The sequence below is a fragment of the Nocardia mangyaensis genome (assembly GCF_001886715.1).
GTDB lineage: Bacteria > Actinomycetota > Actinomycetes > Mycobacteriales > Mycobacteriaceae > Nocardia > Nocardia mangyaensis.
This window is the reverse complement of record NZ_CP018082.1, coordinates 5816024-5835982: the sequence shown is the minus strand read 5'-3', so window position 1 is coordinate 5835982 and position 19959 is coordinate 5816024. Positions and strand designations below refer to the sequence as shown.

Sequence of the window (19959 nt, the reverse complement as noted above, 5' to 3'; positions counted from 1 at the left end):
TTTTGGGTTATCTTTTTCTCGAACTACCTTCGCTACAAGATCCTTCTTCACGGCTGTGCGAGATATCTCGGCCCCATCGTATCCTTCCGCACGCGCTCCACCGGTCCGTGAACTAGAACGTCGGATAAGAGCCCATCCCCGGCCGTCTTTCGCGGCGCGTGACCCCTCCGCCGAAATATCGAATCCAGGAAGCTTGACACGGCCTCGAAGCTTCCCGCGCAGTGCAATCGTCAGTACGAGTGCAACCACGACCAAGACCACAACCACCAGGATCACAATGAGATCAGTGCTCATCATGGCATTATGCTCGTCTCGGTGAGACTTGCCAAGACTCGAAGGCGTTTTGAGGCTGCGGCACAACATGTTTGACGCCGGTGCGACTGTCCCGCGTGGTACGCACAGCCAGGTGGGTGGGTATGCCCGTTCGAGCGAGACGAGTCAGAGGGGGTAACGGACTGATGCCGCGTCAAGCAACGTTGGGTAGGTAGTCCGCCGCCGGAGCTTGGAGCCGACGGCGGCGTCTCGAATGAAGTCCGGTGTGCAGGTTCTACCAGCGGATGAAGTCACCGATCGCCGCGTCCTGCTCGGTATGGCGCGGTGATCGGTGCCGTTGAGGGTGGGTAGTAGTTGCAGCGCGCGGCAACTCGCACTTGACGGAACTCGCACTTGACGCGCTCAGCCACGACGCGTAGATAGGTACGAACTCGACCGCGTTGACCGTGAGCCGTTAATGCGCTTCAGTGCGCTTAGAGCTCCTAACAGGTTCTGCCGGGTATCGACGAGTCCTGTTGTAGTGCACGACATTTCGTTGTGGCAGCGCCGTGGATCGTTGACGACCAGCTGTGGGCAGTGATCGAACCGCTACTGCCGGTCAAGGCTCCGGGAACGCCGGGACCAGTACGGATGGACGATCGGCTTGTCCTGCAAGGGATTTTGTTCGTGCTGATCACCGGCATCGGATGGGAAGACCTGCCACAAGAACTGGGGTTCGGGTCCGGTATGACCTGCTGGCGGCGGCTACGCGACTGGCAGGCCGCCGGGGTATTCGAGGCCATGCACACCACGATGCTCGCCCACTGCCACCGCGCGGGATTGATCGATTTCGACCGCGTCATACCCGACGGCTCGCACGTACGGGCCAAAAAAGGGTGCCGATACCGGTCCCAGCCCGGTCGACCGCCGCAAAACCGGAGCGAAACACCACATCCTGACCTGCGGCAACGGCCTCCCACTCGCAATCGTTCAGTCAGCGGCCAACATCAACGACCACCTCGTGCTACCCGAGCTACTCGACCGAGTACGTCCGCTAGGCGGACGCCCCGGCTGACCACGCGAGAAGATCACGACCCTGATCGCGGACAAAGGCTACGATTACCCCCGCGTCTACGACGAACTCGAACAACGACGGATCACCGGCTATATCCCACGTCGCGGCACCCGCGACAAGGTGACCGCCGGCCGCTGGATCGTCGAGCAAACACTGGCGTTGCTGCACCAATACCGGCGCTTGGCCGTCCGTTGGGAACGCCGCACCGACATCCATCAGGGATTCCTCGACCTCGCTGCTGCGCTCATCTGCTGGCGACGACTCAGCAATCGAACGTGTTAGGAGCTCTTATGGACCGTGCAGCGTTCAGGATCTGCAGGCGCTCACTCAGCCAACTTGCACGGAGCGATCTCACGAACGCCAAGAGCTAGATCGCGCGGTCGCGGTCTGGATGTGGTAGTGCTACTACCGGTTTGTAGGTATCGAGGGCGTCGAACATGTGCCGCACACCGTACAACCGGTGGTGGGCCGCACGCGGCCGTCTCGATCGCCCGGCCAGCCGTGCGGCGACTGGTTGCCCCGGAGTTCTTGGTTTATTTTTGGTCACAGTCCCCAGTTTTCGAGACAGTAGTGCCCGGTTGCCAGGTCTGACCTGGCAATTTTGTGCCCCCACTGGGACTCGAACCCAGACTTGGCGGATTTTAAGTCCGCTGCCTCTGCCAATTGGGCTATAGGGGCGTCCGGGACAGCCTAGCGACTCGTACGGTTGTACCGGAATTTCCCTGTCCTTGATTGTTGTCGGCGTGTCGAGGTGGGGTGGGTTGGTGCAGGTCGAGAGGTTTCAGCGGATGGTGACGACCTGGGAGTGCCAACCGGTCGCTCCGTTCGGGATCGGGGTGGTGCGGGCTTCGGGCTGGGTTCGGCCGGTCTGGTCGGTGGCGCGGACGCGGAGGGTGTGGGTGCCGGGGGTGGCGTCCCACTGCCAGGTCCATTGGCGCCAGGTGCTGGTGGAGTATTCGGCGGCGAGGGTGGCCGGTTGCCACGGCTGGTCGTCGACCTGGACCTCGACGGCGGCGATGCCGCGGTTCTGGGCCCAGGCCACTCCGGCGACGACGACGGGGCCCTGCGCAAGGCGAGCGAAGCCCGAGGGGACGTCGATGCGGGCGGCGGTCTTCACCGGTGCCTCGGCTGACCAGCCGCGACGGGTCCAGTAGGCCTCGGCGCGGTCGAATCGGGTGACCTCCAGATCCACCACCCATTTCGTCGCGGAGACGTATCCGTAGAGGCCGGGCACGATCAGCCGGGCCGGATAGCCGTGCTGCTGGGGGAGCGGTTCGCCGTTCATCCCCACCGCTAGCAGACCCCCGCCGAGCGCTGACAGTGGAGTGCCCGCGGTGAATCCGTCGATGCTGCGGGAGAGCAGCATGTCGGCGTCCGGGTCGACACCGGCCTCGTCGAGGAGGTCGGTGAGCCGGTAGCCCGTCCAGGTGGCTGTCCCAGCCAGTGGTCCGCCGACTTCGTTCGACACACACGTGAGGGTGAGTACCGACTCGACGGCTTCGCGGCTGCGCAGATCGTCGAAGTCCAGACGCCGCTCGCGCTCGACCATGCCGTGGATACGCAACTGCCAGTCGGTGCTCAGCAGCACCGGAACCTGCAGGGCGGTGTCGATCCGATAGAACTCGGTGTTGGGGGTGAGGAAGCGAGTGATGCCGGGGACAGGTAGGTCGACGGCATCGGTGACGGCGGGCGCGGCGGCACGTGGAGTCGGCAGGAGGAAGGCCGCACGGTCGGCGACGATGTCGCGCAGATGGGTCCCGATCCAGCGGGCCGCGGGCACAGTCGCCGCGGCCAGCACACCGGCGGCCGATGCGGCGAGGAGGAATCCACGACGCGACAGTCCCTGCCCCGCAGTGGCTTCCCGTTCGCTGCGGGCGGGAATTCGAGCGAGCAACCCGTAGATGAAAGCACCCGAAACCACACCCCCGATCAATCCGGGCAACGCGAAAAGCGCTGTAGCGCCAGGGCGTTGCATCGCCAACCAGGCAAGCAGCGCCCCGAATCCCACCAGCACCACCGCCCCGCGCACCCCCCGCCCGGCGAACATCCCGATCACCACCGCCCCGGCGACCATCACCACGGCCATCGAAACGAACAGCGCGAGCTTGTCATTCGTCCCGAAACGGCGAATCGCCTCTTCCTTCAACCACTCCGGCGTGTTGTCGACCATCGTGGCGCCGAGCACGAGGAACGGTGAGGACCGCGGGCCGACGAATGCCGCGACGAGATGGCCGACGCCGAGAAAGACCGCGGCGGCGGTGATTCCGGCGATGGCGCGCCGCCATCGGGAGAGGTGGTCGATGGTCATGGGAGGCTCCTCGGTCGGGTTCGGCCGAGGAGCGGCTCCCGCCGCGCTCAGCCGAGCGTCATGCTCGTGATGGGTGTGGTGGTCGGCCCGGGTGAGCCGCCCGCCGGTTCGACGGTGACGGCGAGGGTGTCGACCGCGCCGACTCGCGCCACCACCGTGCCGTCGCCGGTCATCACCTGCACCGACCGCGGATCACCGTCCGGTGGAATCACCCACATCTGGTAGGCCAGATCAGTGGACAGCGTGGGCATCCCGTGCAGCGACACCACGGCCGCCCCGAGATCGGCCGAGGAGTGCACGGTCATCTCGCCGCCACCATCGACCGCCGCGGTGCCTTGGCGAGTGCCGGGCGCCTCGATCACCTCCTGGGCGGTGATCGCGCCCGGTTCCTGCCCGCCCCGATCGATCCCGATCCCGATGCCGACCCCGACGGCGATCGCCGCGGCAGCCGCGGCGGCGGCGACCCAGCGGTAGCGGCGGGACCGTCGGGCGGCGAGTTCGTTCGGCACGGGGAAGCGTTGGTCGAGTGCCCGCAGCAGCGCGGCTTCGAGCCGACTCGGCGGCGCGGTCGCGTCGATCAGAGTCATCGCGGCGAGGGTGTCGTGTACCCGGCCGACCGCGAGCTGGAATTCCTCGGCCATCACCGGATCGGCCGAGGCCAGCCGGTTCTCGATCTCCCGGCGGCGCGTCTCGTCCACGGCATCGAGGGCGTACGGATACACCTCGTCGTGCAGCGACCAGGAAGTGGGCCGATAGGAATCGCTCATCGGTTGTCACCTCCTGTCAGGCAGTTCTCCAGGCGTTTGAGCCCGTCTCGAATACGGCTCTTCACCGTGGGCAGCGGAATTCGCAGGGACTCGGCGACCTCGACATAGGTACGTCCGCCGTAGTAGGCCAGCGCGACCGCTTCCCGCTGCAGCACGGTCATGGTGTCGAGACAGTCGAGGACCGATTCTTCATCGAGGCGCTGGTCGACCGCCTCGGCGACCGAGTCGTGGTCGCGGCCGAGATGGGCGTGCCCGAAGACGATGTCGCGCTCACCGGCGGACTGTTCGGCGCGCACCCGGTCGACCGAGCGACGGTGGGTGAGCATCATCAGCCACCCGACCGGGCTCGCCCGGCCCCGGTCGTAGTCGGCTGCCAGCGTCCACACCTGGAGGTAGACCTCTTGAGCCACCTCCTCGGCGACGCTGGGGTTGCGCAGCACCCGCAGCGCCAGCCCGAACACCCGGCGCGACGTGGCGCGATAGAACTCGGTGAACGCCGAACGATCGCCAGCGGCGACCGCGCCGAGTAGTTCGACGAGCCTGTCCTGCATGGCCGATTCGGCTCCGGCGTCCGCCGGACAGGCGGCGCCGACCTCATGGCGCATGCGAATCTGCGACAGGCCCGGTTCGTTCGTCATCGTGTGACCCCTGCGTGCATGAGAGGGACTTCGGCCAGCACCCGTGTCCGGATTGGTGCTGCCGAAATCTTCCTCCGCCGCGGCGCGCATCTGTGGGACCCGCGCCGCGAGCGTCACGGTCACGCCGCAGGTGGCAGGAGCACGCCGTCGATCATGTAGACGGTCGCGTTCGAGGTCTGTACGCCACCGCAGATCACCGATGCCTCGCCCACGGTGATCGCGTCACCGGAACCCGTGACGGTCACATCGGAGCCCTCGACGGTGGTGTGGGTGCCGCTGATCTGAGCGGGCTCGATCCGTCCCGGAACCACGTGGTAGGTCAGGATCTCGGTGAGCATCGCCGAATCGGTCTTCAGCGTCTCGACCGTGGCGGGGTCGAGTTCGGCGAAGGCGGAGTCGACGGGGGCGAACACGGTGAACTCGCCGCCGTTGAGCGTGTCGACGAGGTTCACCTCCGGATTGAGCTGGCCCGAGACCGCCGAGACCAGGGTGGTGAGCAGGGGATTGTTGGACGCCGCGACCGCGACCGGTTCCTGGGCCATCCCGCTCACCGAGCCGGGACCGTCGGGAACCTGCGCGGCGTAGTCGGCGCAGCCGGGGCCGACCGGGCCCGCGGCGGGCATGTCGGCGGAGGTGGTGGTCGCCATCGCCGCCGACGGGCTTGTCGTCGTGGTGGCGTCGGCGGTGTCGGAGTCGGAGTCCGAACAGGCCGAGGTGCCCAGGACGGCCGCGGTCAGTACAGCTGTCGCCAGCATGGTGGTGTGCTTGATTCGCATCTGCGTCACTTCCGTCCGTGCGGCGCGAGCGCCGCGGATCTTGTCGATGCAGGGACTTCGGACTGCCCGCCCGTGCGGATGGGCGAGTTCGCGAATCAACACCACCGTGGCGTCATTTCGCGCGTTCGGCCTTGCCCAGGATCGAATGGCTGCGTCCGTAGGCGAAGTACACCGCGACGCCGAGGGCCATCCAGATCAGGAAGCGCAGCCAGGTGTCGACCGAGAGGTTGACCATCAGCCACAGGCAGGACGCGACGGCCAGGATCGGGATCAGCGGAACCAGCGGAACGCGGAACCCGCGCGGCAGATCGGGACGGGTGCGACGCAGGACGAGCACGCCCACCGACACCAGGACGAAGGCGAACAGGGTGCCGATGTTCACCATCTCCTCCAGCGTGCCGAAGTCGACGAACCCGGCCAGTACGCAGCAGAGGATGCCGACGACGACGGTCAGCCGCACCGGTGTGCCCCGCGAGCCGGTGTGCGCCAGCCAGCGCGGTAGCAGCCCGTCGCGCGCCATCGCGAACAGCACGCGGGTCTGGCCGAGGAACAGCACCATCACCACGGTGGTCAGACCGGCCAGGGCGCCGATGGAGATGACATTCTTCGCCCAGTGGACCCCTTGCAGCTCGAAAGCCGTTGCCAGGGTGGCATTCTCACCGGCGAGCTCGGTGTAGGGCACCATGCCGGTGAGGACCAGCGATACCGCCACGTAGAGCACGGTGACGATCGCGAGCGAACCGAGGATGCCGCGCGGCACCGCCTTCTGCGGGTTCTTGGTCTCCTCGGCGGCGGTGGCCACCACGTCGAACCCGAGGAAGGCGAAGAACACCAGGCTGGCCGCAGCGAGCAGGCCGTACCAGCCGAAGTTGCTGCCCTCGGCACCGGTCAGGAACGAGAACAACGACTGGTGCAGACCGCTCGCGGTGTCGTCGGCGGGTTCGGCGGGCGGGATGTAGGGGCTCAGATTCGAGGCCTTGAAGTAGGTCAGCCCGAGGACGACGACCAGCGCGATGACCGCGAGCTTGATCGCGACCGCGATCGCCGAGACCCGCGAGGACACTTTCGTACCGATGGCGAGCAGCACGCCCAGCACGGTGATCAACGCCATCGCGCCCCAGTCGACGGTGAGCGAGCCCAGCCGCACGGTCGCGGACTCGAAGCCGAACACCGTGCCCAGATATTGCGACCAGCCCTTGGCGACCACCGACGCGGCGAGCGCGAATTCCAGGATCAGATCCCAGCCGATGATCCAGGCGACCAGTTCGCCGAAGGTGGCATAGGAATAGGTGTAGGCGCTGCCCGCGACGGGCACGGTCGAGGCGAACTCGGCATAACAGAGCGCGGTCAGGCCGCAGGCGATGGCGGCGAAGACGAACGCCAGCGAGACCGACGGCCCGGCGACATTGCCCGCGGTGCGCGCGGTGAGGGTGAAGATGCCCGCGCCGACGACGACAGCGACACCGAAGATCGTCAGGTCCCAGGCGGTCAGGTCTCTGCGCAGCCGGGAACCGGGCTCGTCGGTGTCGAGGATCGATTGCTCGACGGATTTGGTGCGGAACAACCCACGCCGGTCGGGCGGTGGACCTGCCGCTGGGGTGGCTTCCGGTGTCGGCACGGTCTTCCTCTCCTTCTGTACGAACGTCGCCGGGGTCACCCGGAGCGAGTCAGTGCACGCCCTGCATGCGGCGTTTGATCCAGGGGGCGCACGCGATGACGACCAGACCTGCGGCGATGGCGGCCGCCCCGCTGAAACCGAAGTAGGACGTCTCGCTGTCGGGGCTGTAGTAGCGGGCCAGCGTGCCGGCCATCGAGGTGCCGATACCGACCGAGAAGAAGTACAGCGCCATCATCTGCGAGCGGAACGCGGCGGGGGCCAGCTGGGTGGTCACCGCGAGGCCGATCGGTGAGAGCAGCAGTTCCGAGACCGCGAACCCGCCGAGAATGACGAACACCGCCAGCACGGGCACGGTCTTGCCCTCGAAGCCCGACAGCAGCGCGAACAGCCAGAACGCGATACCCATGCCGATCACACCGAGGCCGAACTTGATCGGCGTGCTCGGCGCCCGGTTGCCCAGCTTGGTCCACATCAGCGCGAACAGCGGCGAGAGCGCGATGATCCAGACCGGCTCGACCGAGCCGATCCAGCTCGCCGGCGCCTCCCACCCGAAGATCCGCCAGTCGACGCGCTCGTCGGAGTACACCGCGAGCATGGTGAACATCTGCTGGAACAGCGACCAGAACACCGCGTTGGCGATGAACAGCGGGATGAACGCGACCACCCTGGTCCGCTCGACCGGGGCCACCTTCGCGCTGGTGAGCATGACCGCGAAGTAGGCGATCGCGGCGACGACGATGACGCCGGTGGTGACATCGGAGAGGTTGTCCAGGGTGATCAGCGTCGTCAGCACCGCCGCCAGGACCACGATGGCGCCCACGGCGAGGGCGGCCAGGATCGGGGTCAGCTCGCGCCGGGTGATCGGGTTGGGCACCTCGCGCCCGTGCGTGCCGAGATTGCGCCGGAAGGCGACGTACTGGGCCAGACCGAGGGTCATGCCGACCGCGGCGGCGCCGAAACCGGCGTGGAAGCCCCACTCGCGCTGCAGCAGACCGGTGAGCAGCGGGCCGGTGAACGCGCCGATGTTGATGCCGAGATAGAAGAGCGTGAACCCGCCGTCGACGCGCGCGTCCGTGGGCGAGTACAGGGTGCCGAGCAGGGAAGAGGCGTTGGCCTTGAGCGCGCCGCTGCCGAGCGCGACGAGCACGAGGCCGACGCCGACCCCGGTCAGTCCCGGCAACACCGCCAGCGCCAGGTGACCGATCACCACGACGACGCCGCCGTAGAGCACCGTGCGCTCCATGCCCAGCACCCGGTCGGCAATCCAGCCGCCGAGCACGGTGGACAGATACACCAGGCCGCCATAGGCGCCGACGATGCCGAGCGCGGTGCCCTGGTCGAGGCCGAGCCCGCCGTCGGTGGTGGAGTAGTAGAGGTAGTAGCCCAGGATCGTGAGCATGCCGTAGAAGGAGAAACGCTCCCACAGCTCGACTCCGAAGAGATTCGTGAGACCGATCGGATGCCCGAACAGGGTGCGTTCGGCAGCCGCGTCGGAAGGGCTGGGCTGGTCGCCGAGCCGCTGGTGTTCCATGGACATACGGGAACAATCGCACGTCCAAACGGCGGACAGCGATTTTCCGGCATCTCGCCGGTTCGGCGTGCCGCGCGCCCGCGACCACGGCGAACCCATCGCGCGATCCGCCTTCGCACGAATTACGCTGAAGAGGCTCGACTCCCGCGACGGACGAGGAAATCAGACATGCTGACTGCCGAGGTGACCGTCCCGGTGGACCGTGGCGCCGCGTTCGCCACCCTCGCCGACGGCTGGCTCTACGCGAGCTGGGTGGTGGGCGCCTCGCACATCAGCGGGGTCGACCAGGACTGGCCCGCGGTCGGCAGCGCCATCCGGTACCGGTTCGGGCTGTGGCCGGTGTTGATCAGCGACTCGACCGTCGTGCGCGCGGTCGACCCGCCGCACCGCCTCGAGTTGGAGGCGCGGCTGTGGTCGATCGGCTCGGCCTGGATCCGGCTCACCCTCGCCGAGGACGAGCCGGGGCGCACCACCATCCGGATGGTCGAACGCGCCGCCCGTGGCCCGGCGCAGTTGATCCCCGGCCCGGCGCAGGATCTGCTCTTCGCGGTCCGCAACCAGGAGTCGCTGGACCGGCTGGCCGATCTGATCCGCGCCAGGGCCGGGGCTTGAACTCACTCACTCGGTGCGGGCAGCTCACAGTTGTCGACCTTGGGATTGACGCCGAGGTAGTTGAGCGGGCCCGCCAGCATCGTCACCGCGATGGTGCCGAGAGTGGCGCAGTTCTGCTCGCGTTCCGTGTAGTAGCCACGCTGACCAGCGGCGATGATGCCGATGAGCAGCCAGACCAGGACCACGAGCGACAAGATGCGGGGCGTGTTCGTCGCCATGGCATTACTCCTTTTCCTGATGCGTGGACGCGGCATCAGTAGTAGTGTCGTCGGCCGCCGACGGGACGGCCGACGCTGCCGGCGATCGCGAGGACAACGCCGATCACCAGGAGGATGATGCCCGCGGTGTTCAGCAGGGGAATGCCGAACACCAGTCCGGCGATGAGGAGTACTGCACCGAGAAGAATCATGGAACTCAACCTGTTCGATCGGAAAACACTGTTCGCGGCGGGCCTGGTGGCTCGCTGCAAGGGGCGTATGCCCGGAATTCCGGATCGGAAACAGCTTTGGTTGCGCGGGAACGGATTTGCGGGGCCGTTCAGCGCGGTGCGGGGGCGTCGCGTCGTGCGGCCGCGGCGTTGTCGGCGGTCATCCGGTAGGCGGTGCGCTCGAGCGTCGACAGGATCTCGGTGATCGGCAGGCTGCCGGTGGCGAACCGGCCGATCAGGGCCAGTGCCATGTTGCCCATGATCAGGCCGAGGTCTTCCAGATAGCGCGGATCGAGATCGCGCAGGGCGACCTCGGCGACCGGCAGGACCGCGATCAGGCCCTGGTTGTCGAGGCGTTCGCCGCCGGGGCCGGTGCGGGCGTGGTGGTAGGCGACGAGCATCTCGGGATTGCGCTCCCAGGGTTCGAAGACCGTGCGCAGAATGCGAAGCAGGCTCTCGCGCAACGTTTCCCCGGGCTGGATCGGGGCGATGTCGGCGTAGGCGTTGTCCTCCATCCACTGGTGCAGCGCCGCGATGATCAGCTGGTCCCTGGTGCGGAAGAGACGATAGATCTTGGCCAGCGACACGTGGGCGCGCGCGGCCACCACGCGCAGCTGGACAGCTTCGTAGCCGTCGGAGTGCAGCAGGTCCAGCACGACCGCGATGATCTTCGCCGATGCGTCCGATTCTGTTCCGCTGCTCACCCTTGAATGGTAACGTCGCCGCCGGTAACACAGTTACCGCAGGATGAGGCCAGTCTCTGCCTCGTCTATCGCGCCACTGCTGATGAAGGTCGACCATGCCCGAGTTCACCCGACGTTCCCTGCTGACCGGCGCCGCGGCCGCCGGACTCGCCCTGGCCGTACCCGGCGTCGCCCGAGCCGGCGGGATTGCCGCGCGTACCGGTGGCATCCCGCTCACCCGGGAAGACCGCCGCGCGGTGGTGATCGGCTCCGGTTTCGGCGGCGGCGTCGCCGCGCTGCGGCTGGCCCAGGCCGGCGTTCCGGTCCTGCTGCTGGAACGGGGACGGCGCTGGGTCACCGGGCCCAACGCGCAGACCTTCCCCCGTGCCTCCGCGCCCGACAAGCGTCTGCTGTGGCATCGGTCCCATCCGGCGCTGTTCGGGCAGCCGCTGATCTTCGACCCGTATGTGGGCCTGGTGGAAGCGATTCCGGGGGCGGGCATGACCGCGCTGTGCGCGGCGGGACTCGGCGGTGGTTCGCTGATCTACCAGGGCATGTCGCTCCAACCCTCCCGCGAGGTGTTCGAGGCGCACTTTCCGGCCGCGCTCGACTGGGCCGAGTTGGACCGCGTCCACTACCCGCGCGTGGCCCGCATGCTCGGCCTCGCCACCGCACCGGACGAACTGATCGCGCACGAGAACTACGCCGCCGCGCGGATCTTCGCGGATCGAGTACGCGACGCCGGACTGCCGCTGTCGAAGATTCCGATGCCCATCGACTGGGACTACGCGCTGGCCGAACTGCGTGGGGAGATGGCCCCGTCCTACAGCAATGGCGACGGTGCGATGGGAGTGAACAACGGCGGCAAGCACTCGGTCGATGTCACCTACCTGGCCGCGGCCGAGGCCACCGGTCTGGTGGAGGTGCAGACCCAGCACGAGGTGACCGATATCGAGCGGGCCCCCGATGGTCGCTGGGTGGTGCGCGTCGACCGGATCGACACCTCGGGGGCCGTGCTGGAGAACAAGATCATCACCGCCGGTGCGCTCATCCTGGCCGCGGGCAGTCTGAACACCACGAAGCTGCTGGTGCGGGCGGGTGCCAAAGGTCAGATCCCCGACCTACCCGACGAGCTCGGTCGCGGGTGGGGAACCAATGCGGATCGCATCTACGTATGGCGCGACCCGGCCGCCGGATTCGGCACCGCCCAGGGCGGACCGGTGGTGTACGGCAGCAAGAACTGGGACGACCCCCAGCACGCCTTCACCGTCATCCAGGCCTCGATCCCGCCGCTGCCGGTCGACCCCGGCGCCACCATGATCGTCGGCTTCGGCGTCAGTGCGAGCCGCGGCGAATTCGTCTACGAATCCGGCAGCGACAACGCCACCCTCCGCTGGCCCGGCGACGGCGACCGCGTCATCCAGGACAACCACATCGGCCCCACCGTGCACCGCGTCGTCGGCCCGCACAGCACCCTCCTCGACACCAACGCCGTCTTCCCCTCCACCTGGCACCCGCTCGGCGGCGCCAACATGGGCGCCGTCTGCGATCTCGACGGCCGCGTCCTCGGCCAGCGCGGTCTCTACGTCGTCGACGGTGCCCTCATGCCAGGCAACACCGCCGCCTGCAATCCCTCGATGACGATCGCCGCCCTCGCCGAACGCGCCCTGGACAACCTCGTCCGCACCGACATCGGGTCACTGATCTGAGTCTCGCTTGTGCCTTCTAGACGCCCCGTCTGATAGCGCCTGGCGAGGGCCGAGGGCTGACGCAGCCGCCGAACTCGGTAATTCCGTCCCGCCAATGCATTCCACTACCGTCAACGGTATGAGCGATACCCAGTGGACAGTCCTCGGTGAACGCGTGCTTGACGAGAACCGGCACATCCGGTTGTCAACCGCCGACATCCGTCTGCCCGATGGGGTGGAGTTCACCCAGTACGTCGCAAGAATGCCACGGTGCGCGATGACCCTGGTGCTCAATGATTCCCGCGAGGTTCTGCTGATGTACCGGCACCGGTGGATCATCGACCAGTGGGTTTGGGAGCTGCCTGGCGGGTATGTCGACCACGCCGAAGACGTGGCTTCGGCGGCGTCCCGCGAAGTCGAGGAAGAAACCGGGTGGCGTCCGCGCACCATGCAACATCTGGTGACCTACCAACCCGCGATCGGCACTCTTGACCAGCCGCAGGAGGTGTATCTCGCTCGCGGCGCCGACCTCACGGACACACGCCCGGACATCAACGAAGCGGAGGCGATTCGGTGGGTGCCCCTTGATGAGGCTGTGCAGATGATCGATCGTGGCGAAATCATCGGAGCGGCAACTGTAGTCGGTGTTTATCGAGCGCTCACACTGCCTTAGACCTCCTAACGGGTTCGGTCAGGTAGCGGCGAGACCCACTGTCGTGCAGGATATTTCGCCGTGGCAGCACCGTGGATCGTGGACGATGAGTTGTGGGCGGTTATCGAACCGCTACTGCCGGTGAAACCAGCGGGAACCCCGGGCTCTGCCCAGCACGACCCGAGGCTGGTGTTCCAGGGAATCTTGTTCGTGCTGTTCACCGGGATCGGGTGGGAAGACCTGCCCCAGGAACTCGGGTTCGGGTCTGGGATGACGTGTTGGCGCAGGTTACGGGACTGGCAAGCCGCTGGGGTGTTCGAAGCGAATCCCGTCGCGGTCGCGCTGGGACTGGGCGTCATGGCGTAAGCCGCTGTGCCACCCTGCTTTCGGGGGCAAGCCTTTCGGGGTCTGCCGGACAGAGCGGTCATCTCGGTAGCTTCGCTGCGATGGCCGACTCCGGCCGCCCGAAAGGAACTGTCATGCGCAACAAGCTTCGTGTCGGCCTGCTCGCCGGTGTACTCCTGATGGCGCCCTTGGCGACCGCGATCCCGGCCTCCGCCGCCGGCCTGCCGCTGCAGTCCACCGAACCGACCGAACAGGTGGCCTCCCCGGGCTGCCCCGGTGGCGCGCCGCACTTGAGCTGCCTGCTGGAATCGCTGTCCGCCGGCGGCTCCAGCGGCAAGTAGCACCCGCCACGCGAAAACGCCGCCGCGCGAACCGACCCGGTTCACGCGGCGCCGCCGTGTGCGAGCCGATTCAGGCGCCGAAGCGTACCCCCAATAGATCTGCCAGAATCCGTCGTCCCCCTCGTGGATGCCTTTGAAGAAGACGTGATGCACATCGACGCCGCCGAACCACTGCGACTGCTGGCGAGTGCTCCGTTCCGTCTCGGTGACGGCGGCGGCGAGGTCGCGCAAACGTGAACCACTTGCCGTTGGGCGTTCGGTGTTCAACGGGATCACCGAACCCGCGCAACTTCAGCACGGGTACTTCCAGGACGATGCGGCCGAGCTCGTCGGAGGTCGAGTCACGAAAGTCTCCATCGTCGAACACCTTCGACGCAAACGAGACATCGGTTGTCGCCGCGGATGGTGTCGCGCGCTGATCAGACAGGTTCGCCGTGACATTCTCGGTCGGTTCTGTCGGGCTCGATCGCCAACGTCCCGGACAACCGATTGAAGAACTCCAGTGACATATGACGGTGGTGGCATGGAGTACCGACAGTTCGCGCACTCCGACCGACCATCAATCTCGTACACATCGGCTACTTGACACTGGTGCGAGGACTTGATCCCGGCCAGACGCGGACGCCCGTGACCGCGCGCCCAGCGGCATGAGAGTGCATGCGCGATAAGCATCGCCGGATGCGTTCGAATCGCGTGCGGCGTCCGTCTGGTGGTTTCACCGTGAGCACACGGCAGTCAGTCGAGGTGATCGGCTTTAGCGCGTAGGTACCGTTGTTCGACCTGGTTGCTGGTGAGGTCGGCGGCTTGGCGGAAAATCCGGGCCGCGGAGGCGCGGTCGCCGGTTTGCTGGAGAAGATGAGCGCGAACAGCGTGTTCACGCTGCCGGGTGAGTGGATTGCGATCCAGGTTGTGGTGTCGGTTGAGGTCGTCGAGCAGTGCCAGTCCGCGCGCGGGGCCGTATGCGCGGGCGACGGCCACGACCCGCGCGAGTTGAACGGACGGGGTCGGGGTGAGTCGTTCGAGCCACAGATAGAGCAGTGCGATCTGAGGCCAATCGGTCCCGCCCGGCTCGCCTGCGGCGTGCAGCGCGGCGATGGCGGCCTGGATTTGGTAGGGGCCTGCCGGTCCGCGATTCCAGACGCTGTCGATGAGTGCGGTGCCCTCCACGATCAAATCGCGGTTCCAGCGAGCGGGATCCTGCTCGTCCAGGGGTACCAGTTCTCCGGCGTGCGTGCGTGCCGCGCGGCGGGATTCGGTGAGTAGCATCAGCGCGAGCAAGCCAGTCATCTCGGCGTCGCCGGGGCAGGCGTCGAGCAGCATTCTGGTCAGCCGGACGGCTTCGGCGGTGAGGTCTACCCGGGTCAGTTCGCCGCCGGTGGTGGCGGTGTAGCCCTCGTTGAAGATGAGGTAGAGGACACGCAGGACCGCGGCCAAACGCCTGTCGCGGTCGGCGTCGATCGGTGGGGTGAAGCGCGCCCCGGCTTTGGCGAGTTGTTGTTTGGCGCGGCTGATCCGGGTGCTCATGGTGGCTTCGGTCGTGCCGTAGGCGTGCGCGATTTCGGCCGTGGTGAGTCCACCGACTGCACGCAGCGTCAAGGCTACTTGGGCGGTGTGGCTGAGCGCGGGATGACAACACAGCAACAGCAGGGTCAAACTGTCGTCGACGTTCGAGGGGTGCGCGGTCTGCAGCGGCTCGGCCTTGACCGCCGCGTCGATTTCCCGGCGGCGGCGGGCCTGCTCCGCACGCAGCATATCGATCATCCGCCGGTAAGCGATCCGGATGAGGCGGCTGCGTGGGTTGTCCGGGATACCGTCCACCGGCCACGACCGCGTCGCACTCAGCAGTGCCTCTTGCACCGCCTCTTCGGCGATGTCGAAGTGCCCGAATCGGCGCACCACCGCCCCGAGAACCTGCGGTGCTTCGGCTCGCAGCAGGTCCTCGATCGCGGGGTTCACGCGATGAAATCCGCACCCATGATTGGGCGGATCTCGATCGGTTCGCCGAGAGTCTGGACGATTCGGGAGGTGATCTCGACCGCGCGCTCGTGGCCTGCGACATCGATGACAGCGAAGCTGGCCAGAACCTCCTTCAATTCGGCGAAGGGGCCGTCGGTGGCGATCACGCCGTCGGCGGTCTTGCGAATAGTGGTGCTCACCACCGGATGGCCTAGACCCTCGGTCGTGACCAATTCCCCGGAGGCGATCAGTTCTTGCTCGAGCTGCTGATAGGTGGCGAAAGCGGCCAAGGCTTCCGCCGAGGGGCTGTCGGCGTTTTCGGCGTCCCAGTCGGTTGCGGGGGTGTAACCGAGCAGTAGATATTTCATGTTCTGTCCTTCCGATGGGTGGTTGTTGTGACGGTATCGCGGGGGGTCGGTCAGGCGACGCGGCGCCGGGAGATCGCTAGCGCGGTGGTCCAGGTGAACGCGACCAGGCCGTTGACCGCGATCTGGATGCTCATGTACTCGGGCGAGATCGGTACCAGCAGAACGAGCCCGGCCAACGCGCTCGCTACCGCGGGCAACGCCGCCCGGCGGCGGGCGTACCGCACGCTCAACACGAGAGCTGCGATAGCCAGCGCGGTGAAAGCCACTGCGGCAGCTGCTGAATGGGCGATACTGTGCCAAGACATCTGTGCTGCCGGCTCATCCGGAGTTCCAGCCGGGAAGCCCTTTTCGGGGTCCATGGTGAACATCCCGGCTGCGATCAGCCCCGTTCCGAACACTCCCACCAGAACCGGCAATGCCCGCCGACCGGTCCCTGCTGACATGGTGCGACCCAGGCCTACGGCCAGCGCCAACGCGCCCGCACCGGCGATCACGAAGGTCGCGATCTGGATCCAGGCGAGGTCTCCGGTGGCGAGCTGGCTGATCGGATGCCGGGTGATGTCGAAGCCGTCACGAGTGAGCATCTGAGTGACCGCCGAAGCCAAGAACAGCGGTCCGGCGGCCACGCCGGCGAGCAGCAGCCGGTCGGACACGCGCCCCGGGATGTGTCGGGTAGTGGAAGCGCCAGCAGTGAGAGTCATCGTTGTGATCCTTCCTCGATCGGGGTTTTCGCTGCTACCTCGGAGCCGACCGCGGGATCTCGACACCACTCGACAGTGATTCAGGTCACATGCGCTGAGTGTCGGGAACCGCTCTGCGGCTCCGAGGTAGCAGCGAACGAACACCACTACCGAGGAGAACGAGATGATCGAGACCCAGCCGCAGCCCACTCCCGAGTTGCGCGCGTTGGACCGCTTGGTTGGCACCTGGCGAGTGAACGGTGGCGCGCAAGGAACGGTCCGGTACGAATGGATGGCAGGCCGGTTCTTTCTGCTCCAGCACATCGATCTGGCCCAGGACGGCCAGCCTGTTACCGGCATGGAGGTCATCGGCAATTTGCGCCCGTTCGGTGAACCGACCGGGCCAGATGTGGTCTCGCGGTATTACGACTCCGTCGGACGCAGCTTCGACTACGTCTACGACTTGACCGGGGACACCCTCACCATCTGGGCTGGTGCCAAAGATAGTCCCGCCTACTACCGGGGCACCTTCGATCCGGCGGGGGTAACCGTGACAGGCGAATGGGTTTATCCCGGCGGCGGCGGCTACTCCTCCACGATGACCCGCGTCTGATCCGGCGGTCCGAGCCGGTCACCGCCGACTCGGAGACTCCTGGCGCTACACGCAAATCGGCAGTTGAGTGCGTTCGGCGGCCGACGCGGCGTCGGCTTGTCTGCGATGGGTTGTCATGTGCCCGAGGCGATCGATCGGGCGCATCCGCAATCTACTACCGTATGGCCGCGCATCGTGTTCACGCCGATCCGGAGACCAAGCGGATCGCGAGAATCGGCGCTGCCCGTGGAGTCGAATCGGATGCTTACTGGAGAGTCGAGAGCACGCAGGTCGCGTCACATCGACTCCGGGTGGTGGTGACATTGGGGTTCCCACCCGGATCGGTGGTCCAGTGGGGCCGCCGGCGGGCTGAAGGAGGTGGAGGCGCCGCGCACGCGGACTTCAACGCTCAACAGGTTTGTGCAGAGATTCGGTCCGTAGATCCAGCGGACATGGTCAGAGCTAGGGGATCGTGACGACGGCCGATCCAGCGCATGCGGGTCGATTCAACTCAGGGTCATAGGTCCACTGTTCGGAAGGGACAAACTTGTTGTGGACGATGATCGAGCGGGTTCCCGAAGGGTAGTAGTACCCGATTCTGGTCTTCAGAGTGGTGAATTCCTGACCGCCCGGAAGGTACCATCTCGGTTGCTTGTGGTCGACGCTCTGGATCGTCACCGCCCGGAGCGAGGGGGTGTGAACAACGAGGCACGCATACTGCGGCCACCGAGTGTCGGCAGCCGCATGTGGGGCGACAAGAGTGGTCAGCGCGGCCAACGCAAGAGGTACGACTGCCACCGCCGCAGACCTTTTCGAATCCCAGAACATCGGAACAACTTACCGAGCGGCCGAATGTATTGCAATGCAATCGATTTCAGAAACCTGTTGATGGAAACCGTGATTCGGTCCAGCCGGACCGAATCACGGGTTCAGGTCAGCAGGTTAGAGGCTGCTGTTCAGCGGATGTGTGTGCACAACTCTGAAATCGCGTCCGCCGCCATCCGCGGCCAGCCGGGGTCGTAGTCGATGATGCGAAGGTGATCTCCTGGCACGCTCCAATCATGCTCGGCCGACTCGTTGTTCGAAACCCGTTTTCGGTGTTTCGTCCAGTCGGCTCCGTCGCATAGTCGGCCTTTCCAGGATGCTTGCAGACTTGGTGGTAGCGATGTGGTCGAAGACCGACCTGGGCGTGGTCGTTCGAGTTCCGCGACACTGATGAGGGGATCAGACGCTCGGTGCCGATGTCAACGGCTACGCCGCGATCAAGGCCGCGGTCGCGCGTCTCACCAGGAACCTGCGCGCGGAGGACCTCGCCGATGCGATGGCCTAGTCGGGTACGCCGGGCGAATTCCGACGAACTCATCGTCATCCCGACGCCGCGGGGCTGAGTTCGTGGGCGAGGGACGCCGCGCGGCGCGTGGGGGACGCGCCGCGCGGGATCGATCAGCCTGCCGATCCGGGGTTTCCCGAGCCTGACGACGAACCGAGCAAGGGTGGCGCGGTCCAGCGGCTGGAGCCGAGGTCCCAGTCGGCGGAACCGGTGCTGGAACCGAGGTCCCAGTCGGCGGAGCCGGCGCCGCTGCCGGTGGGCGGGCCGACCTCGACCGAGCCGGACGGGAGGATGTCCCAGTCGATGCCGGGGATCGCGGCGGCGGTGCCGCTGGTGGTGAGCAAGGCGGCCGCGGCGAGTGCGGTCAGCGCGCCTGCGCGGGTGATGGATGTGGGTACGGACACGGGTGATACCTCCGAGTGCTTGTGATAGCACCCAGACGGTAACTGAAATATGTGGGTTTCACACCAGATCGGTGGCGTCCGGCTCAGGCCGTGACCTGCGCTCGCTGGCCCACTTCCATCTGCACCTGGTATCGATCGGCCCGATACCAGCTGTGTGTGTGCTCGATCGGCACCTCGGAGCTGAACGACACCCGGTCGAAATGCAGTACCGGGGCACCCTTCTTGACGCCGAGCAGCGCCGCGACACCTGCCTCGGCGCCCCTGGCGTCCACCGTCTGCACGGCCCGCTCGATCGGCCTGCCGTAGCGGTCGGCGGTGGTCCGGTAGATCGAGCCGGTGAGGTCGTGGGAGATCAGGCCGGGCAGCAGTTCGGGATTCAGCCAGGCGTCGTCCACGCTGACCGGCTCGTCGTCGGCCAGGCGCAGCCTGCGCACGTGATAGGCGCGCGCGCCCTGGGGCAGGCGCAGCGCTCGGGCGGTGGCCTCGGGTGCCTCGCCCTCCTCGGCGACCAGTACCAGGGTGGTCGGCTGATGGCCCAGCGCGCGCATCTCCTCGGTGAACGAGGCCAGATGCAGTCGCGACTGCACGGGTCGATGTGCCACGAAGGTGCCTTTTCCGCGGACCCGGACCAGGTACCCCTCGTTGACCAGCTGACCGATCGCCTCGCGCACGGTGATCCGGCTGACGCCGTAGTCCTGCATGAGATTGCGTTCGCTGGTCATCAGATCGCCCGGCTGCAGCTCGCGCGTGCATTTCTGCATCAGGATCGCGCGCAGCTGTTCGTGTTTGGGCACTGCGCTGTCGCGCAGCGGTGCGGGCATGGGGGCGGCTCCTTCCCCTGTTCGGCAACCGGTCCCTACTGGTCATGTCCGGTTGGTTCGAGGATACGCGACCGGAGCCCGCGCGCCCAGAGGCG

General features: G+C 66.6%; 19 protein-coding genes, 1 tRNA gene and 2 pseudogenes. 7 read left to right on the top strand and 15 right to left on the bottom strand.

All coding sequences use genetic code 11. The features are described from left to right. Window positions 1–810: 810 nt before the first annotated feature. Window positions 811–1609: pseudogene (locus BOX37_RS33495) on the top strand (IS5 family transposase). Between the two features lie 322 nt (window positions 1610–1931). Here the strand turns inward: BOX37_RS33495 and BOX37_RS26580 are convergent. The 7 genes from BOX37_RS26580 to BOX37_RS26550 all read right to left on the bottom strand — a co-directional run bounded on the left by BOX37_RS26580 (window position 1932) and on the right by BOX37_RS26550 (window position 8965). Further along, window positions 1932–2005, bottom strand: a tRNA-Leu gene (locus tag BOX37_RS26580). 103 nt (window positions 2006–2108) lie between these two features. Further along, window positions 2109–3635, bottom strand: coding sequence for a molybdopterin-dependent oxidoreductase (locus BOX37_RS26575; RefSeq protein WP_071930020.1), 1527 nt, complete (start codon window positions 3633–3635; stop codon window positions 2109–2111). A gap of 47 nt (window positions 3636–3682) precedes the next feature. Next, the gene (locus tag BOX37_RS26570) at window positions 3683–4402 is read right to left on the bottom strand and encodes an anti-sigma factor (protein ID WP_071930019.1); all 720 of its coding nucleotides are present in this window, start codon (window positions 4400–4402) and stop codon (window positions 3683–3685) included. After that, complete coding sequence (sigK, locus tag BOX37_RS26565; RefSeq protein WP_071931907.1) at window positions 4399–5040, bottom strand: ECF RNA polymerase sigma factor SigK; 642 nt, start codon at window positions 5038–5040, stop codon at window positions 4399–4401. The genes BOX37_RS26570 and sigK overlap by 4 nt, the downstream gene beginning before the upstream one ends. Before the next feature lie 119 nt (window positions 5041–5159). Further along, on the bottom strand, window positions 5160–5816 hold the full coding sequence (locus BOX37_RS26560) for a fasciclin domain-containing protein (RefSeq protein ID WP_071931906.1): 657 nt from the start codon (window positions 5814–5816) through the stop codon (window positions 5160–5162). Between the two features lie 112 nt (window positions 5817–5928). Then, the gene (locus BOX37_RS26555; RefSeq protein ID WP_071931905.1) at window positions 5929–7434 is read right to left on the bottom strand and encodes an amino acid permease; all 1506 of its coding nucleotides are present in this window, start codon (window positions 7432–7434) and stop codon (window positions 5929–5931) included. 49 nt (window positions 7435–7483) lie between these two features. Further along, window positions 7484–8965: a peptide MFS transporter gene (locus BOX37_RS26550; protein ID WP_071931904.1), complete on the bottom strand. Its 1482-nt coding sequence runs from the start codon at window positions 8963–8965 to the stop codon at window positions 7484–7486. Between the two features lie 168 nt (window positions 8966–9133). Here BOX37_RS26550 and BOX37_RS26545 point away from each other — a divergent pair, with 168 nt between their 5' ends. Continuing rightward, a complete protein-coding gene (locus BOX37_RS26545; RefSeq protein ID WP_071930018.1) occupies window positions 9134–9577 on the top strand; it encodes an SRPBCC family protein in 444 nt (147 codons plus the stop codon). A 2-nt stretch (window positions 9578–9579) separates the two neighbouring features. Here BOX37_RS26545 and BOX37_RS26540 read toward each other — a convergent pair whose 3' ends face one another. From BOX37_RS26540 to BOX37_RS26535, 3 genes are all read right to left on the bottom strand, one after another. Further along, complete coding sequence (locus BOX37_RS26540) at window positions 9580–9795, bottom strand: hypothetical protein (RefSeq protein WP_071930017.1); 216 nt, start codon at window positions 9793–9795, stop codon at window positions 9580–9582. A gap of 35 nt (window positions 9796–9830) precedes the next feature. Next, window positions 9831–9986: a DUF6131 family protein gene (locus BOX37_RS34740; protein ID WP_167659987.1), complete on the bottom strand. Its 156-nt coding sequence runs from the start codon at window positions 9984–9986 to the stop codon at window positions 9831–9833. Window positions 9987–10114: 128 nt separating this feature from the next. Then, a complete protein-coding gene (locus BOX37_RS26535) occupies window positions 10115–10708 on the bottom strand; it encodes a TetR/AcrR family transcriptional regulator (RefSeq protein WP_084760135.1) in 594 nt (197 codons plus the stop codon). A gap of 95 nt (window positions 10709–10803) precedes the next feature. On the opposite strand from BOX37_RS26535, the gene BOX37_RS26530 reads away from it, so the two are divergent. The 4 genes and pseudogenes from BOX37_RS26530 to BOX37_RS26515 all read left to right on the top strand — a co-directional run bounded on the left by BOX37_RS26530 (window position 10804) and on the right by BOX37_RS26515 (window position 13713). After that, on the top strand, window positions 10804–12396 hold the full coding sequence (locus tag BOX37_RS26530; RefSeq protein ID WP_071930016.1) for a GMC oxidoreductase: 1593 nt from the start codon (window positions 10804–10806) through the stop codon (window positions 12394–12396). A gap of 118 nt (window positions 12397–12514) precedes the next feature. Continuing rightward, the gene (locus BOX37_RS26525) at window positions 12515–13048 is read left to right on the top strand and encodes an NUDIX hydrolase (RefSeq protein ID WP_071931902.1); all 534 of its coding nucleotides are present in this window, start codon (window positions 12515–12517) and stop codon (window positions 13046–13048) included. A 60-nt stretch (window positions 13049–13108) separates the two neighbouring features. Beyond that, window positions 13109–13348 (top strand): annotated as a pseudogene (locus tag BOX37_RS26520) (transposase); the annotation flags it as partial. A gap of 158 nt (window positions 13349–13506) precedes the next feature. Beyond that, entirely contained in the window at window positions 13507–13713 is a 207-nt protein-coding gene (locus tag BOX37_RS26515) for a hypothetical protein (protein ID WP_156910548.1), read from the top strand. Window positions 13714–14448: 735 nt separating this feature from the next. Here BOX37_RS26515 and BOX37_RS26510 read toward each other — a convergent pair. The 3 genes from BOX37_RS26510 to BOX37_RS26500 are packed head-to-tail and all read right to left on the bottom strand — an operon-like array spanning window position 14449 to window position 16738. Beyond that, a complete protein-coding gene (locus BOX37_RS26510) occupies window positions 14449–15669 on the bottom strand; it encodes an RNA polymerase sigma factor (protein WP_071930013.1) in 1221 nt (406 codons plus the stop codon). Then, the gene (locus tag BOX37_RS26505) at window positions 15666–16037 is read right to left on the bottom strand and encodes a YciI family protein (RefSeq protein WP_071930012.1); all 372 of its coding nucleotides are present in this window, start codon (window positions 16035–16037) and stop codon (window positions 15666–15668) included. Before BOX37_RS26505 ends, BOX37_RS26510 begins: the two co-directional genes overlap by 4 nt. A 50-nt stretch (window positions 16038–16087) precedes the next feature. Next, entirely contained in the window at window positions 16088–16738 is a 651-nt protein-coding gene (locus BOX37_RS26500) for a DUF998 domain-containing protein (protein WP_071930011.1), read from the bottom strand. Between the two features lie 163 nt (window positions 16739–16901). On the opposite strand from BOX37_RS26500, the gene BOX37_RS26495 reads away from it, so the two are divergent. Continuing rightward, window positions 16902–17330, top strand: coding sequence for a hypothetical protein (locus BOX37_RS26495; protein ID WP_071930010.1), 429 nt, complete (start codon window positions 16902–16904; stop codon window positions 17328–17330). Between the two features lie 1422 nt (window positions 17331–18752). Here BOX37_RS26495 and BOX37_RS26485 read toward each other — a convergent pair. Together BOX37_RS26485 and BOX37_RS26480 are read right to left on the bottom strand one after the other, a co-directional pair. Continuing rightward, the gene (locus tag BOX37_RS26485; RefSeq protein WP_071930008.1) at window positions 18753–19043 is read right to left on the bottom strand and encodes a hypothetical protein; all 291 of its coding nucleotides are present in this window, start codon (window positions 19041–19043) and stop codon (window positions 18753–18755) included. A gap of 83 nt (window positions 19044–19126) precedes the next feature. Further along, entirely contained in the window at window positions 19127–19864 is a 738-nt protein-coding gene (locus tag BOX37_RS26480; RefSeq protein ID WP_071930007.1) for a GntR family transcriptional regulator, read from the bottom strand. Between the last annotated feature and the right edge of the window lie 95 nt (window positions 19865–19959).